This is a genomic window from Paenibacillus hebaui (genome assembly GCF_051934385.1).
Classification (GTDB): domain Bacteria; phylum Bacillota; class Bacilli; order Paenibacillales; family Paenibacillaceae; genus Paenibacillus.
In genome coordinates, this window is record NZ_CP196836.1 from 6,714,016 (window position 1) to 6,729,856 (window position 15,841).

At 48.2% G+C, this 15,841-nt stretch carries 17 protein-coding genes; 10 read left to right on the forward strand and 7 right to left on the reverse strand.

Going from position 1 to position 15,841, the window contains the following annotated elements; all coding sequences use genetic code 11:
• Positions 1-293 precede the first annotated feature (293 nt).
• The 4 genes from ACR32F_RS30190 (at position 294) to ACR32F_RS30205 (ending at position 2,902) form a co-directional block, all read left to right on the forward strand.
• Positions 294-623: a PadR family transcriptional regulator gene (locus ACR32F_RS30190; RefSeq protein ID WP_440113916.1), complete on the forward strand. Its 330-nt coding sequence runs from the start codon at positions 294-296 to the stop codon at positions 621-623.
• Positions 616-1,209, forward strand: a complete 594-nt coding sequence (locus tag ACR32F_RS30195) for an HAAS signaling domain-containing protein (protein WP_440113919.1) — start codon at positions 616-618, stop codon at positions 1,207-1,209. Before ACR32F_RS30190 ends, ACR32F_RS30195 begins: the two co-directional genes overlap by 8 nt.
• The gene (locus tag ACR32F_RS30200) at positions 1,206-2,105 is read left to right on the forward strand and encodes a DUF4097 family beta strand repeat-containing protein (RefSeq protein WP_440113922.1); all 900 of its coding nucleotides are present in this window, start codon (positions 1,206-1,208) and stop codon (positions 2,103-2,105) included. The genes ACR32F_RS30195 and ACR32F_RS30200 overlap by 4 nt, the downstream gene beginning before the upstream one ends.
• A 77-nt stretch (positions 2,106-2,182) precedes the next feature.
• Positions 2,183-2,902: a 3-ketoacyl-ACP reductase gene (locus tag ACR32F_RS30205; protein WP_440113925.1), complete on the forward strand. Its 720-nt coding sequence runs from the start codon at positions 2,183-2,185 to the stop codon at positions 2,900-2,902.
• 364 nt (positions 2,903-3,266) lie between these two features.
• Here ACR32F_RS30205 and ACR32F_RS30210 read toward each other — a convergent pair whose 3' ends face one another.
• Positions 3,267-3,815, reverse strand: a complete 549-nt coding sequence (locus ACR32F_RS30210; protein ID WP_440113927.1) for a helix-turn-helix domain-containing protein — start codon at positions 3,813-3,815, stop codon at positions 3,267-3,269.
• A gap of 174 nt (positions 3,816-3,989) precedes the next feature.
• The gene (locus ACR32F_RS30215; RefSeq protein WP_440113930.1) at positions 3,990-4,355 is read right to left on the reverse strand and encodes a glyoxalase superfamily protein; all 366 of its coding nucleotides are present in this window, start codon (positions 4,353-4,355) and stop codon (positions 3,990-3,992) included.
• A gap of 217 nt (positions 4,356-4,572) precedes the next feature.
• Between ACR32F_RS30215 and ACR32F_RS30220 the strand changes: the two genes are divergently transcribed.
• The 5 genes from ACR32F_RS30220 to ACR32F_RS30240 all read left to right on the forward strand — a co-directional run bounded on the left by ACR32F_RS30220 (position 4,573) and on the right by ACR32F_RS30240 (position 8,802).
• Positions 4,573-5,256, forward strand: a complete 684-nt coding sequence (locus tag ACR32F_RS30220) for an alpha/beta hydrolase (RefSeq protein WP_440113933.1) — start codon at positions 4,573-4,575, stop codon at positions 5,254-5,256.
• Positions 5,256-6,026 (forward strand): DODA-type extradiol aromatic ring-opening family dioxygenase, encoded by a 771-nt coding sequence (locus ACR32F_RS30225; RefSeq protein ID WP_440113936.1) that lies wholly within the window; start codon positions 5,256-5,258, stop codon positions 6,024-6,026. Before ACR32F_RS30220 ends, ACR32F_RS30225 begins: the two co-directional genes overlap by 1 nt.
• A 225-nt stretch (positions 6,027-6,251) precedes the next feature.
• Complete coding sequence (locus tag ACR32F_RS30230; protein WP_440113939.1) at positions 6,252-6,845, forward strand: SMI1/KNR4 family protein; 594 nt, start codon at positions 6,252-6,254, stop codon at positions 6,843-6,845.
• Positions 6,846-7,038: 193 nt separating this feature from the next.
• A complete protein-coding gene (locus ACR32F_RS30235; protein ID WP_440113942.1) occupies positions 7,039-8,040 on the forward strand; it encodes a cation diffusion facilitator family transporter in 1,002 nt (333 codons plus the stop codon).
• Between the two features lie 261 nt (positions 8,041-8,301).
• Positions 8,302-8,802 (forward strand): hypothetical protein, encoded by a 501-nt coding sequence (locus ACR32F_RS30240; RefSeq protein ID WP_440113945.1) that lies wholly within the window; start codon positions 8,302-8,304, stop codon positions 8,800-8,802.
• Between the two features lie 345 nt (positions 8,803-9,147).
• Here the strand turns inward: ACR32F_RS30240 and ACR32F_RS30245 are convergent, their stop codons facing one another.
• The 4 genes from ACR32F_RS30245 to ACR32F_RS30260 are packed head-to-tail and all read right to left on the reverse strand — an operon-like array spanning position 9,148 to position 12,934.
• On the reverse strand, positions 9,148-10,221 hold the full coding sequence (locus ACR32F_RS30245) for an ABC transporter substrate-binding protein (protein ID WP_440113947.1): 1,074 nt from the start codon (positions 10,219-10,221) through the stop codon (positions 9,148-9,150).
• The gene (locus ACR32F_RS30250; RefSeq protein WP_440113950.1) at positions 10,218-11,027 is read right to left on the reverse strand and encodes an ABC transporter permease; all 810 of its coding nucleotides are present in this window, start codon (positions 11,025-11,027) and stop codon (positions 10,218-10,220) included. Before ACR32F_RS30250 ends, ACR32F_RS30245 begins: the two co-directional genes overlap by 4 nt.
• The gene (locus ACR32F_RS30255) at positions 11,002-11,835 is read right to left on the reverse strand and encodes an ABC transporter permease (protein WP_440113953.1); all 834 of its coding nucleotides are present in this window, start codon (positions 11,833-11,835) and stop codon (positions 11,002-11,004) included. Before ACR32F_RS30255 ends, ACR32F_RS30250 begins: the two co-directional genes overlap by 26 nt.
• On the reverse strand, positions 11,825-12,934 hold the full coding sequence (locus ACR32F_RS30260; RefSeq protein WP_440113956.1) for an ABC transporter ATP-binding protein: 1,110 nt from the start codon (positions 12,932-12,934) through the stop codon (positions 11,825-11,827). Before ACR32F_RS30260 ends, ACR32F_RS30255 begins: the two co-directional genes overlap by 11 nt.
• A gap of 255 nt (positions 12,935-13,189) precedes the next feature.
• Here ACR32F_RS30260 and ACR32F_RS30265 point away from each other — a divergent pair, with 255 nt between their 5' ends.
• The gene (locus ACR32F_RS30265) at positions 13,190-14,524 is read left to right on the forward strand and encodes an MFS transporter (RefSeq protein ID WP_440113959.1); all 1,335 of its coding nucleotides are present in this window, start codon (positions 13,190-13,192) and stop codon (positions 14,522-14,524) included.
• Positions 14,525-14,572: 48 nt separating this feature from the next.
• Here the strand turns inward: ACR32F_RS30265 and ACR32F_RS30270 are convergent, their stop codons facing one another.
• Positions 14,573-15,784, reverse strand: coding sequence for a nitric oxide synthase oxygenase (locus ACR32F_RS30270; protein ID WP_440120058.1), 1,212 nt, complete (start codon positions 15,782-15,784; stop codon positions 14,573-14,575).
• Positions 15,785-15,841 lie beyond the last annotated feature (57 nt).

Genomic DNA, 15,841 nt, shown 5'->3' on the forward strand with positions numbered 1-15,841 from the left:
CGACTATAGCTATTAACCCTGTAAACCGCAGATACAAGTTCATCTCTCAGACCGGATCGGGATCCGCCTCCAGACGGAAGTCACCGATCCGGTTTTTGCGTATGCTGAACTATAGCTAAGCAAGCAGATTCATGCAAGCTTCAACATCAAACGAACCATATGAACGATCATTCGTGATACAGAACTATTTTAAAATCACTACCTTGCATTATACACTACCCGATGCTATGATGATTTCACAACTACTGAACAATATACACTAGTGATTGATGAAGCTATAAGGAGGAACCTGTGTGAATGTGAATATCCAGTTCAAAAAAGGAGTGCTGGAGCTGTGCGTCCTGGTACTAATCAACCGCCAGGATCGTTATGGCTACGAACTGGCTCAGGCGGTCTCCAAACATATTGAAGTTGCGGAAGGTGCACTGTACCCTTTACTTCGCAGACTTGTGAATGAAGGTTACTGCACCACATACCTACAAGAATCCAGTGAAGGACCACCGCGGAAGTATTATAAGCTGTCCGATACAGGTCGGAACTACATGGAGACACTCAGCAGTGAATGGAATGATTTTGTGCGCAATGTCGCAAATCTGATTGAGGAAGGAACCCCTAATGAATAGACATCAATTTATGCAAGCCATGGAAATTCATCTACGGCCGATGGACCCGCAGGAACGGGCAGAACTGCTTGCTGATTATGATCAGCATTTCGAGCTAGGACTAAAAGAGGGCAGACCAGAAGAAGAGATCGCTCGGGAACTTGGGCAGCCGTCAGAGATTGCACGGGAAGCGCTCGGTGATCGTTATGATCTGCACACACCGGGTTCAGATCCGTTCTATGCACCGACGTATGAAGAAATGAGATCACCGAGGAACCGCACCAGAGCCACTCGCAACTTTTTCATCGGCATCGGCCTACTTTTCCTGAATCTGATGCTTGGCATTCCCATTGGTCTAACCCTGTGGTCGGTATGGCTTACGATTGCCAGCCTGTCCTTGCTGGTATTGGCCCCTGTCGCTGCTGCTGTGGACTTCTTGTTTCAGGGCGATTTTGATAAGGCTGAGTTGTTCGTTGCGATTGGTGCATTCGGTGTAGGCATTCTATTTGCAATTGCATCAAAATGGATTTTTAGAGCCTTCAAAATCATCACTCTTCAATACGTCAGATGGAATAAAAATATGATGAAAGGAGATGTTTCCGCATGAGTACCAAGAAATGGCTTGCTTTGGCTGTCATATGTATTGGAATAGGTTTGCTCGGAACATCCATATATGGAGTTCAGTTCGGAGATCAGAGAGAAGCTTATTCCAAACGGTGGGATTTTAAAAATGAAGAGTTACAAAACATCATCATGAATGCTAACTTTAGCGCGGATATTGAATTTGTAATGAGCCCGGATTCTAGTGGTTATATTGAAGTCGATGGCAAATGGGACCCTGCCGTAGTCAAAAGCTTTGAACAGGCCACTTTATCCGACGGTACCTTCAAATTGTCGCAGGCAGAACGTGAACGATTGCAATTTTTCACCCTTTATTGGAATGATCGAGACTCCAAAATAACCGTTGCCCTGCCTGAAGGACACCAATTAAATGAGGTTAAACTCGACTCTTCCTCAAGTGAATGGGATCTGACAGGGATGAATGCTAACTTGCTTGAGCTGAACAACACCTCCGGCTCCATTCGTCTGGAAGAGGTCAAGGCCTCCCGTATTGAATTGGTCTTAACTTCTGGTGACATCATGGCTTCCAATATTAATGGGGACATGACGGTTAAGCAGACATCTGGAAGCTTCACTGCAGATCGGGTAGCCGGACGTGTAAACAGTGAGATTGAATCAGGTGATATCGAAATCACTGAATTGAATGGCGCGGCTGACGTCCGGTTCACCTCGGGAAGTATTCATATTGAACAGTCCCATTCTGCCACAATTCAAGCAGCGGGAACATCCGGGGATATTTTCATTCAGGCTGCACCGGATTTTGACGGAATCTATGACGCGCAGGCTACTTCCGGTGATGTAGATGTACCCGAATCCCCAATGGTAAGCCGGGAAGTGATCAAAGCCCGTACCTCTTCTGGGAGCATTGAGATCACCAAATAATGATGAAGCAAATATCCGAACTGTGGGTAATATAGTATAATCAGATGCCAGCCCATTTCTAAGGAGGAATTACCCATATGGAACTTAAAAATAAAACAGCGATCGTCACTGGCGCCGGTAAAGGTATTGGCCGCGCCATTGCTCAAGCACTTGCCAAGGAAGGTGTGCATCTCGGACTTATCGCCCGTACTGCTTCCGATTTGGAGGCCCTTCAACAATCACTCAGTCAGGAATATGGTGTGAAGGTTACCAGCGCTATCGCGGATATCTCCGATCGCACCCAGGCGGAAGCAGCCGTGGCTGCCATTGAAATGGAACTCGGAGCTGTCGATATTCTCATCAATAATGCGGGGATCGGCAAGTTCGGGACATTCATGGAGATGGAACCGGAAGAGTGGGAGCGCATCCTGCATGTGAATGTCATGGGTACATACTATGTAACTCGTGCTGTGCTTCCAAGCATGATCAAGGAAAGCAGCGGCAGTATCATCAATATTGCTTCCACCGCAGGCGAGCGAGGCTTCGCTACAGGTTCCGCTTACTGTGCATCCAAGTTTGCGTTGCTCGGCATGACCGAATCTTTAATGCAGGAAGTGCGCAAGTCCAACATTCGTGTAACGGCGCTGACACCAAGTACAGTCAATACGGAGCTAGCGACCAATGCCGGACTCAAAATTGGAGACGAAGATCGCATGATGCAGGCTGAAGACGTGGCTGAACTGGCTTTGGCGACGCTCAAGCTGTCCGACCGTGTATTTGTCAAAGCAGCAGGCATCTGGACGACCAATCCGCAATAGACAGCATTATCGGACAGGTTATTCCCTATTACACATAACGTGTAATAGGGAATAACCTCTTTCGGCTGAAGAAATCTCATACACTCAGGAGAGTTTTGTTATCCGTTGAGGTTATCGATGAAGGTTTTTCGGGGAGGCTATGGCAAACGTAATGAACTCCAGCAATGTTATTTCGCCATAAGCCTGTGAAATCCAGCAAAATCACACACACAGCAGTGAAATAAAGCGTCTGAGATTCGTTAAATCTCTATATCTGCTTAAAACCATCTAATAGAGCTCGCTCAGTTCGTTAGACATAAAAAGGGACGTTTCCCATTGTACATGTATGCATGTTCGCATGTTCATGACTTTGGGAACCGTCCTTTTATGTATTCCACAGATGGTCCAGATCCAGTTCCTTGGACACAGCGATCAGTACCACCGCTGACTCCTCACCAATATTGGTCACTTCATGGGGCACAATGGCATTCCAGCTAAACGAATCACCCGCTTCCAGAATTTCCACATCTTCACCTTGTTGCGCACGAATCATTCCCTGTAATAAAAGATGACTCTCTTCTCCCGCATGTTTGCTTACCCCGGTTGATGCACCTGGCGGCAATTCCACAATGGACATGCGCATCGCGCCTTTGGCGGTAAGCTGCTGCACTTTGATCTGTCCGCTTCCGGCAGTCGTTTCCTTGCGCTCATCCTTGCGCACCACGTTCATCCGCTGCTCCGGTGTCAATAACAAGTATGGCAGCGGCACTTCCAGATAATCCGCAATACTTTCAAGTGTAGCAATGGAAGGGGACGTTTTGTTATTTTCTACGTTACTGATAAACCCTTTGGACAGCCCCGTACCCTCGCACATCTGCATGATCGTAATCTGTTTCTGTTTGCGTATCGTACGAATAGCTAGACCAATATCCATATGACGTCCCTCCCCTTCATAGATCTATATCAGTTCAAATAAAGAATATTTACACTGGCAACTAACTACGATGACAAAACAACCTTCCGATCGCTGTTAAGCAATAAAGCATATGCTTCAATGCAGCTTTCTTTCAGAAAGCTTTTAGGCGAACGCTTCGCTTCTTCAGGTTATCTATTCAGCCAATGACTCAACAAAAACAATCCGATTGCCGAACGGATCAGTCACGGTCATTTCCCTTGAATTCCAAGGTGTGTCCTCTATACCGGGCCTCGCATGTTTGTATTTTTTCTCAAGAAACGTATCACGTAATGCATCCAGATGGTCTGTCTCCACGCGTAATGCAGCTCCCGGTGTACAATCCCCATGATGTTCAGATAGATGGATCACGATGGAATCAAGCGAGACCTGCATATATAAGGGCATATCCGGCTTGAATCGATGCTCCCAATCCAATTGAAAACCAAGGTAATCAAGGTAGAACTCCCTGGCCTTGTTTTCATCAAATATTCTTAGAATAGGCACGATACTCTTCAACATTCTGATCACGTCCTCGGGAATAAGATATGGATCATACGAAAAGACACTTCTCTTATCTACACTTGAGATTTCTTATAGGCAACATATGTTCATCATACAAAAAAAGTATTGACCCTACAATGAAAGCATGATAAGTTTTGTTCATAAATAAGAATATTTGTTTCATATAAGTAAACTTTCTAGTTTTGAACATAATAAACTCAATCCATATCAGGTGGTGTTTCCATTCCATTCTTCCTATATACATGAAGTTCTGCTACCTTCCCATTACAACACAGATCAACGTTATCCCGTTATCTTTGCCTTGCACGGCATGGGTTCGGATGAACAGGATATGCTCCGTTTAATGGAGCCCCTAGCTTCGGATTTTATTATTGTTGCCATCCGTGGGCCTATCGTTCAGGGTGGAGGTTATGCTTATTTTCAGATCAAAAGCATTGGCAATCCCGTCCGTGAATTATATGATGCCTCCGTTCAGGGACTGCAACAGTTGATTGTTGATCTGTCCTCCACATATGCCATTGATCCTAGACGGCGTTATATCGCCGGATTCAGCCAGGGCGCCATTATGGCGATGACGCTCTCGCTGGTGATGGGAGATGCAATTAAAGGCATTGTAGCTATGAGCGGGTACATCCCGCAATTTGTAAAAGACGAGTACAAGCTGCAACCCGATTCGGCGCTATCTGTGTTCATCTCGCATGGTGATCAAGACCATATATTCCCGCTCCAACTGGGCGAAGATAACGCCGATTTCTTCCGTCAACATACCGATCACGTCACATATGTACCTTACAACGGCGGGCACCAGGTGACCCCCGATCTATATCAACAAATCCAACACTGGCTTCGGACGGATGCGAATCTGACTACCGAAGACTCGAAAGGACTGAATTCATAATGATGCCATCCCTGTTTATTGCTCACGGTGCGCCATCACTGGCACTGGAGGAGAATGCATACACCGAATTTTTGCAGAAACTCGGACAGGAACTGCCGAAACCCAAAGCAATCGTATTATTCTCTGCTCACTGGGAATCCACAACTCAGCTTGTATCCTCGGTAGCCAAATACGAGACGATCTATGACTTTGGCGGTTTCCAGCCTGAACTGTACCAGATTAAATACCCGGCTGAAGGACATGCAGAGACCACAGCCGAGGTGGAGCGCCTATTTGCAGAAGCCGGAATTCCGGTACAGACAGATGACGTTCGTGGCCTGGATCACGGCGCCTGGGTCGTTCTGCGCCTGCTCTACCCGGATGCAGATATTCCCGTAGTTGCCTTGTCCGTGAATCGCTATCTGACAGGCGAGCAGCAATATCAAGTTGGACAGACGCTCGCAGCCTTGCGTGAGCAGGACATTCTCGTGATTGGCAGCGGCGGGACTGTACACAATCTGCGGCAATTGAATTGGGAAAGTAACGGCGTGGACCCGTGGGCGATGGAGTTCGACAACTGGCTGCATGACAAGCTGGTGAGTTGGGATACGGAGTCCCTCTTCGACTACGATAAGCAAGCACCTTCAGCTCAAGCCGCCGTGCCTACGTCGGAGCATTTTGTACCGCTGTTGCTCGCCATGGGTGCAGGAGATCAGAACAAGCGGGCATCATTGTTGTTCAAAGCCTATCAGTATGGCAACCTCAGCTTGTCCTGCTGGAAGTTTGATTAAAGAGGACTTGTGGATAAAAAATGTAGCGTGGATTACAGGGCTCTCCCCTGTTGCCCACGCTTTATTGGTTGTCAGGTAAGACCATCATAGCATGCAGGACAAGGACTCCTGATTCTTGTGTGTTTTTCCTGATTATATAACTATAATATGAGGTGAAATCAGACACAGATTGCTCGCAAATCACTCACCACATGATCTCAAATAGCTCAGTTGGAGGGAAATTGGATGCCAGAACAGCGTATACATGCATTGATGGATGAACTGGATGTTTTGCTGGAGGAGAAGGTACAGAATGAGGAAAACCAGGAACTGTTGAACGCATATCATGCGTTTGAAGGCGTGACGGACGAGCAGCTCGATGCGTTCGAGCGTGAACATGATGTTCGTTTGCCCACTGATTTTCGTGCATTCTACAAACGAAAAAACGGCAGTGGTTATGGCTTTCACGTCTTGTATCCAAGCCTTGAGGAAGGACGGGAATCCGAGCCATTTTACCTGTTATCCCTGGAGAAGATTCAAAAGGAGCAGTCCATGGTGGTGGAAAGCAAGCTAGACTCGTTTACCGCTGAAGAGATGAAACAGCTTGATCCCCGGATCAAACCCTACCTTTTTCAAAAGAAATGGATTACGTTTGGCATGCTTGGAGGAGGGTCACTGTATCTGATGTTCGATTTTGATCCGACAGAGCAAGGGACGTATGGGCAGATTATTATGTACGTGCATGATCCGGATTTTATATACTATGTGGCTGGGACGTTTACGGAGCTTCTGGAGCAATCCAACCGGAATTTAGGTGATATGGAGGCCATTGAATACTGATCAAGTGTAACATATACCACCATGGTCCCTATCTTCTGATCGCCTATGGAATCCATATGATGATATGACCTTTTTTGCATAATGCTGGGATATGTCGAAGCGGTTATAATAACATTTAGTGGAAATGCACAAACTATCTAAATAAGGACTGTCTTTCTACACCTATTACATTAATCTGGGAGGAACAATCGAAGTGGCTGAACAACCAAAGTCTGAGAGCTTTATGTCTCTCGTCAAAAAGGGAAATACATCTTCCGCCGTAGCGATGACAGGGAATGCCGTACTTGCTGTGTGCAAAGGAGGAGCCTTCCTATTCAGTGGCAGTGGCGCCATGTTCGCTTCGGCGATGCATTCGCTCGCCGATGCCATTAACCAAGGGTTTGTCTTTGTCGGAAGTGTGTTGTCCGAGAAAAAACCTACACGCCGCTTCCCGACCGGATTCGGACGGGTCATCAACATTTTCTGCATGATCGCCGTTATTGTTGTTACCATCATGGCGTATGAAACGATCCATGAAGGCATCCATCTGTTGCAGCATCCTGTTGGTCATACCGGCGGTCTCTGGATTAACATCGGAGTGCTTATTCTGAACATTGTCATTGACGGGGCCATTCTGATTAAAGCCATGAAGGAAATTCTCAAAGAAGCACGCGCACCCAAAGCCGCCGGATTTGCCTTGGTACCCGCTGCCATCAAAAACGTAGGCCGTGCTGCACCGCCAACACGTCTCGTATTCTACGAAGATGTCGTGGCTGTACTCGGTGCCCTGCTTGCACTGATCTCCGTTGTAGTCATTGCCTTGACCAATTTTGCATTGCTTGATGGCATTGTGACAACGATTATTGGCTGCTTGATGATCGCTGTAGCCTTCCGTGTCGGTTATGATAATATGATCGGACTGATTGGTGTAGCGGCTCCGCAGGATATCGAGGATAAAGTATCCCAGACCATTCTGGCAGACACGCACGTTGCCGATATTCAGATGATGCGTATCATTCAGGAAGGCCGTTATTATCATGTTGAAGGTCTGATTGAACTGACCAAAGGACTCAGCCTTGCCGATGCGGATGATATCAAGTTCCGTATTCAGGAGAAGTTGATGACCGATCCCGACATCGCGGACGCAGCCATCTCCATTATTGAGGATGACGGCGTGAACAGCTGGGGCAAGAAACATTCGGACATATTGAAATAACGAGCTTCTTTTTTTATAAAATGAATGACAGAACCCACTCTTCAACAGAGTGGGTTTTCAGCATGTTCAACTATACACTCATCTCATCTACAGAGAAGTATCGTTTATACATTTGCCTACCTAGACTTTGGTCTAGGTTAAGTTTAACTCCAAAGACGGAGGATAACCTTTTCCAGTACATGGTATGCTGTGAATAACGAAAGTAATTGCTCTACATACAACCGTACGGAAACTGATGTTTTATTGAGAAGGAGAGATATTATGGCTAAACGTACGATCCTTGCGCCTGTTCTAATTTTGCTGGGCGTGTATCTGATTCTAAACCAGGGAGGTTCGCTCGGTCCGGGTACAATCTTTGCGACCTTCTGGCCCACGTTATTCGTGATTCCACTGGGGTTATTCTTCCACTGGCTGTACTTCTCCATGATTGGCAGAGGGGTTGGACTGCTGGTTCCCGGTGGATTGCTGCTCACCGTGGGTATTGTCTGTCAGATCGCCATGCTGTTTAACAACTGGAGTACGATGTGGCCGGGCTTCATTCTCGCTGTGGCTGTTGGTTTGTTCGAATTGTACTGGTTCGGTGGTCGGAACAAATGGTTGCTGATCCCCATCAACATTCTGACGGTATTGTCGCTGTTGTTCTTCTCCGTCATGTCCATTGGTACGATGCTGAACAGCATGACTTACATCCAGCCTTTTGTGGCTATTGCGCTGATTATGGGTGGGGCGTGGATCATTATGGGTCGCAAAAAGCGCATGTAACCTTTTTGAATCGCTCCCACTGGGTCACTGCGGTGACAGAACAACTTCGGATCGCTGTTATCCCCGGATTTTTTTGATTCCCCTTTTGCAATGGGAAAATCCGAGGATAAAGGCGACCGCTTCGCTTCCTTCGTTTGTTCTGTCCCCTCCGTTAACGTGTGCACGAAAAAAAATATGACCTGAGCTTTTTGCTCTGAAGCAGGTAAAAAAATAGGGGTGCTGCTCGTCATTAATTGAAATGACGAGCAGCACCCCTATTTGATTTCTCAATTCTAACGAACTGTGCACACGTTATGATACTACCTAATAAAGCAGGGTGGATTCGTTAGCAGATGGTGTTACCTTTTATTTGCTATGCATTTTAAACTCCAGGAACAGGTCGTTATAATGCGAGAGCATTTTTTTGCCCAGATTATCGTACACTTCAAGCTTGCCTGTCAGCGTCTCGTCTGGATAGAAGCGTTCATCCTCCGAGATGTCCTCTGGCAGCAGCTTAAGTGCCTCCGCGTTCGGAGTGGAATACCCGACATATTCCGCATTGCGAGCGGCATGATCCGGGTCCAGCATGAAGTTAATAAACTGGTGTGCTCCTTCAATATTACTCGCTGTTTTGGGAATAACCATGTTGTCGAACCAGAGATTCGATCCCTCTTCAGGCACCATGTAATCCAGCTTGTCGTTCTCATCCATAATCTCGGACGCATCTCCAGACCATACGAGTCCAACCGCTGCCTCCTCATTCGCGAGCAACATCTTGATCTCGTCACCAACAATTGCTCTGACGTTCGGTGTCAATGTAGACAGCTTCTTCAGGGCTTCTTGCAGATGGTCTTCGTTGGTGTCGTTCAGCGAATAGCCAAGGCTGTTCAACCCCATACCAATGACTTCACGGGCACCATCGAGGAGCAAGATTTGGTTTTTCAGACGCGGGTCCCACAGGTCATTCCAGCTATCAAACGTTAACCCATCCACCAGTTCGGGATTGTACACAACCCCTACTGTTCCCCAAAAATAAGGGATGGAGTACTTGTTGCCTTCGTCAAAGGACAAGTCCATGAACCGGGGATCGATGTTCTTCAGATTGAGCAACTTGCTGTGATCGAGTGGAACGAGCAGGTCCTCTTCTTTCATTTTGCTAATCGCATATTCGGAAGGAATCGCCACATCAAATGTGGTGCCGCCCTGCTCGATCTTGGTCAGCATCGCTTCGTTTGAGTCAAACGTCTGGTAGATCACCTTGATGCCCGTCTCTTCTTCAAATTCCTTCAACAGATCCGGGTCAATGTAATCGCCCCAGTTATAGATGGTCAGCGTGTTACCACCCGAATACCCCTGACTCTTATTCAGATATGAAGCCAGGATCATCAGGGCAAAGGCGGCCACAAATACAATTGCAAATGTCCGTACCAGTTGCTTCATGGACGCAGCCCCTTTCCTCCAGGTGGTATCCGTGTTGCACGGCGATTAATGAAGTAGTAGCCAACCACCAGCAGCACGGTGAGCAGGAACAAGAGGGTGGACAGCGCATTGATGGACAATGACACACCCTGCCTTGCTCTGGAATAAATCTCCACAGAGAGCGTGGAGTAGCCATTACCCGTGACAAAGAACGTTACCGCAAAATCGTCGAGCGAGTACGTCAGTGCCATGAAAAATCCGGCAAAAATACCTGGTTTTACGTATGGCAGCACCACACGCGTCAGAATCTGCCATGATCCAGCGCCCAGATCGCGCGCTGCATCCATCAACGTTGTACTCATCTCCTGCAGCTTTGGCAGCACCATGATCACAACGATCGGCACGCTGAATGCGATATGCGACAACAGGACCGAAGTGAAGCCGAGCTTGATGCCAATCATGGTGAACAGAATCAGGAAAGACGCACCAATGATGACATCCGGGCTGACGATCAGCACGTTATTGAGTGACAGCAACGTATTCTTGGTCCGTTTGCGCCGCACATGGTAGATCGCCAGTGCCCCTGCTACACCAAGGATTGTCGAGATGGCCGATGACAGGAGCGCAATGATAAATGTATTCAGTACAATGATGAGCAGCCGTGTATCGGCGAACACTTCTCTGTACCATTCCAGCGTGAATCCTTCGAAGCTGCGCATATGGCCGCCACTGTTGAAGGAATAGAAGATCAGATACGCAATCGGTGCGTACAGTATGGCGAATACAACGGCCAGATAGACGTTAGACAGCTTTCCGTTTCTTCCCATTACGCACCTCCTTTTTGCCTGATCCGGTCAGGAACATAATAACCGCCATCGCAATAATCAAAAAGACGGCAATCGTTGAACCCATCCCCCAGTCCTGGGTGACGAGAAAATGCTGTTCAATCGCTGTTCCCAGCGTAATTACACGATTCCCCGCAATAAGGCGGGTAATCATGAACAGGGATAACGCAGGAATAAATACAGCCTGACAGCCTGATTTCACCCCGCTAATCGTCAGCGGAAAGATGACCCGGCGGAATGTCAGCCACGATGAGGCCCCCAAATCCCGCGCCGCGTAGATCAACGTAGGATTCATCTCTTCCAGCGCATTGAAGATCGGCAAGATCATAAACGGAATGAAGATGTACACCGAGACAAAGATAAAGCTGAAGTCGGTGAACAAAATCTGCTGTGTACCAATACCCACCACTTCAAGCAGGGAGTTAGTTAAACCGTACGTTCCGAACAGGCCAATGAAGGCATACGCTTTTAACAGGAGATTGATCCAGCTTGGCAGAATGATCAGCAGCAGCCATAGCTGCTTGTGCTTCGTCCGGGTCAGCATATACGCCGTCGGGTAGGAGATGAGCAGCGAGAACGCCGTAATCAGAAATGCATACCAGAACGAACTGAGCGTCATCTGCAAGTACACCGGCGTGAAGAACCGGGCGTAGTTGCCAAACGTGAAGTTGCCCTCTACATCGAAGAACGAATAATAGATGACCAGCAAAACCGGCGCCACAACGAACAACACCATCCATAATACATATGGAATCAGATACGCATTGCGTGTGCTGGCCTTAGTCTGCATGAGCGGCCTCTTGGTAGGCTTCGAGTCGCTTGTCAAACTCTTCCTCGGTCTCGTTAAAGCGCATGACGTGTACGGCTTCCGGGTCAAAGTACAATCCAATCCGCGCGCCGACAACGGCTTTCTTCGTTGAATGCACGAGCCATTCATTGCCTGCATCGTCATATGTGGATATCTCGTAATGCACCCCACGGAATAACTGGGAGTCCACATTGACCTTGAGCTTGCCTTGATCTTCGGTTGTAATCTCCAGATCCTCTGGACGAATGACAATCTCTACCGGCTCGTCCGGCTGGAGACCCTGATCGACACACTCGTGCTGTGCACCAGCGAATTCCACCACAAAGTCCTGCTTCATTTTGCCCGATACAATGTTCGATTCCCCGATAAAGTCCGCCACAAAACGGTTAATCGGCTCATCATAGATATCATTCGGTGTACCGCTCTGCTGAATCACGCCGCCATTCAGGACAAAGATCTCGTCCGACATCGCCAACGCCTCTTCCTGATCATGCGTAACAAAAATGAACGTGATGCCCAGTCGCTGTTGCAGCTCCCGCAACTCATACTGCATTTCGGTCCGCAGCTTCAGATCTAGCGCTGAGAGTGGCTCGTCCAGCAGCAAAATCTCGGGTTCATTCACAATCGCGCGTGCAATCGCAACACGCTGCCGCTGTCCGCCGGACATTTCGCCAATTTCACGGTTCTCATAACCGGACAGATTGACGAATTTGAGTGCTTCCAATACTTTGCTGCGAATTTCAGCCGTTTTCATCTTTTTGATCCGCAAACCAAAAGCTACGTTCTCAAACACATTCAAATGTGGAAATAACGCATAATCCTGAAATACGGTATTCACCTGCCGCTGGTGGGCAGGCACACGGTTGATAAGCTTACCATTAAAATAAATACTGCCCTGTGTCGGCTCCGCAAAGCCGGCGATCAGCCGCAATATGGTTGTTTTCCCGCAGCCTGACGGGCCGAGAAGCGTATAAAATTTACCCCGCTCAATCTCAAAGCTGACTGCCTTCAATACAGCTTCATCCTGATCGTATTGCTGAGTCACCCCTTCGAAGCGGATAATCGGTTGTTGTTCTGACATACTTCACATCGCCCCCTTATATTTGAGGTACATTTTAAGTCTGTACACTTTCCTTCATATATCCTTATTGACAACCCATCTATTATATATGATTCAGGTATATCCGCAATGTTTTTGATGTAAACGCCATGTGTCATTTCTTCTTATTTTAAAGAACACTGCATACATTACGGGTAATATCGATACTACGTACCCATATGGAGTAAATGAAGGAATTTTAGGATTCCATTTTATGTGTGAGAGGAGTATTGGCTCTTGGATATTCGTCGTAACCTGCCTTTGCTGATGACCATTTGTTTCCTAAGTCAGATGGGCGGATTCATGATCCTGCCCCTGTTTCCTTTGTTTATTGAGGAGTTCGGCCTATCCGGCTGGATGATGGGGGTTATTTTTGCACTCTTTTATGTGGGTAAAGTCCTTGGGGGCATTCCTGCAGCGGCAATCTATAGAAAGCTCGGAGGGAAAAAGGTGCTCATCCTGATGCTGATACTGCTGGCCGTCTGTATGGGTGGCTTCGCGCTGTCTTCTGCTGCGGTGTTATTCGGTCTGCTCCGGCTGCTGCAAGGGCTGGCTTCCACAGGTCTTACCGTGGTCGTACGCTCCATCATCGGGGATGGGGGAAATGTAGATAACCGCGGACTGTACAATGGGTATATCAGTAGCAGTGAAGGCGGCGGCATGGTACTCGGCCCGGTAATAAGCGGCTGGCTCGCGCTGCACTGGCCGCTATCGGTTCCTTTTTTGCTAGTTACGGTGTGCTGCCTGATGGCTGTGGGCGCCGCTATGGGAATGCGGACGAAGGCACAAGCTAGAGCTAATCACGAATCTGGAATTAACTTAGACCGTCATCTATTAGAGGAATCTTCAGCTGTAACAAAACAACAATCTTTAACCCATTCCATACCACCAACGCCCTCCACAAATGGAATTTCAGATGATCCTGCGGTTACCGAATCTCATCCTTATGCTGCAACTTTTCCAACTCACGAACCAACTCCATCTGATCCAACTACAAAGCTTACCCGCCGACAACAGCTTATTGGTTACAGCATCGTGCATTTCCTTGAGATGAGCGCCTATGCCGTGTTTCTCACTTACTTCGCATTGTATGCAGCTCACATTATGCGTTGGGACCCCTTTGCCACCAGTCTGGCCTTCACCGTAGCCGGGATCTCTACCCTTGCCGCTGCTCCACTCGTCGGATATCTCTCTGACCGAATGGGCGATCGACTGTTGCTCTGCATGTTCGGCATGTTTATGATTGGGATCGAAGTCGTTGTATTTCTGAGCACATCCTCATATCTGTGGGTCTACGTCGGCATGTTCATTGGCGGGGTCGGCGGTGCATGTTACATGGATTCGTTCTTTGCTCATATTGGTGATCACATCCCAGACGAGAGTCGAAGCTCAGTCATAGGCAAAATTGTCTCTGCGGCCGAGATTGGCTCCATCATGTCTCCACTAATTGCAGCACTACTTATGGAGGTTGGATCGCTGTACTCCGTATTCGTGTTCAATCTGGTACTGATTGCTGCTGCCATTGCAGTTCAGGCCGTGATGCGCAGTCGGTACCGATTGAAACAGGGGTAGTGTTTCGTTTGATAAAAATGATCACAAAAAATAACCCGCCCGCACAACTTAGTGTGCAAACGGGCATTTCATCGGTGCATCTCCGGCCTGAGGCTGGCGATTCTCTACCTGTGCATTCTGCTGCTCACTGCTTCGCGGCTCTGCGGCAGATGCCACGCCATCTTTCAGCGTATATGCCCGATCCTGACGAAAAAAGTTCGGCTTCACGATCTCATTGCGATAGGAGCTGTGGAAAATATGCGTCGTCGCCGGGGATACCGGTGGAATCAGCCACACCCAGTCCCCGGTCAGCTCACGTCCAGCCTGCTCTTCCCGCTGCTCGAATAAAGCAAATTGCGCTGCCGCCGTGTGGTGATCCACAATGCTCACGCCTGCTTTCTTGAACGAATGCAGCACAGCCACATTCAGTTCCACCAACGCCCGATCCTTCCACAGCGTCGTTTCACTCGACATATTCAATCCAAGCGCTGCCGCCACCGCAGGCAGCTTGTTATACCGGAACGTGTCCGCCAGATTACGGGCGCCAATCTCGGTTCCCATATACCAGCCGTTGAACGGCGCTGCCGGATAAGATATGCCGCCAATCTCCAGTCGCATATCGGCAATCATCGGCACACCATACCAGCGCATGCCCAGATCGGCAATCCCCGCCAGCTCCGGGTGTTCAATGGCTACTTCCACAATCTCTTCTTTGGGTACAACATACCACTCAGGAGCTTTTCCTTTTGCCTGAATAATAAGCGGTAACACATCATATGAGGTACCTGCACCCTGCCAGCCAAGTGACATGGCTGCTTTGGTCAATTCCACCGAAGCAGGATCACCAATAATGCCTTGCTCGGTCTCGTATCCTGCATAACGAATGAGCTGGTGATTCCAGATCCGCACAGGTGCCCCATCCGGTCCATCCGGTGGCAGGATGGTAATCATCGGAATCACCTTACCTCCGTTGGATGCAACATGGATATGATTCAGCACGGCTTCCGCTGCCGTTCCTGCCGTATCTGCATGACGTGCGTCCACGATCCGCAATTTATCCCAGAACAGCCGCCCGATGCAGCGGTTGCTGTTCCGCCAGGCCATTTTACAACCCTGCTCCAACTCTTCGGTGGTATGCACATAGGTACCAGTTGCTTCGATCTCGCCCATAACGGCAACAAGCCGGGCCTGCGCATCTTCACGCGAATGGCCCAGCTCTTCATAACATCTACATATAAACCGTTCAGCTTCGTCCTGCAATGGTTCCAGGTCTGTCCGCATCATTCATTCCACCATTCTGTACATCTTGAATGCCATCATTATACGGCAAGCACACCG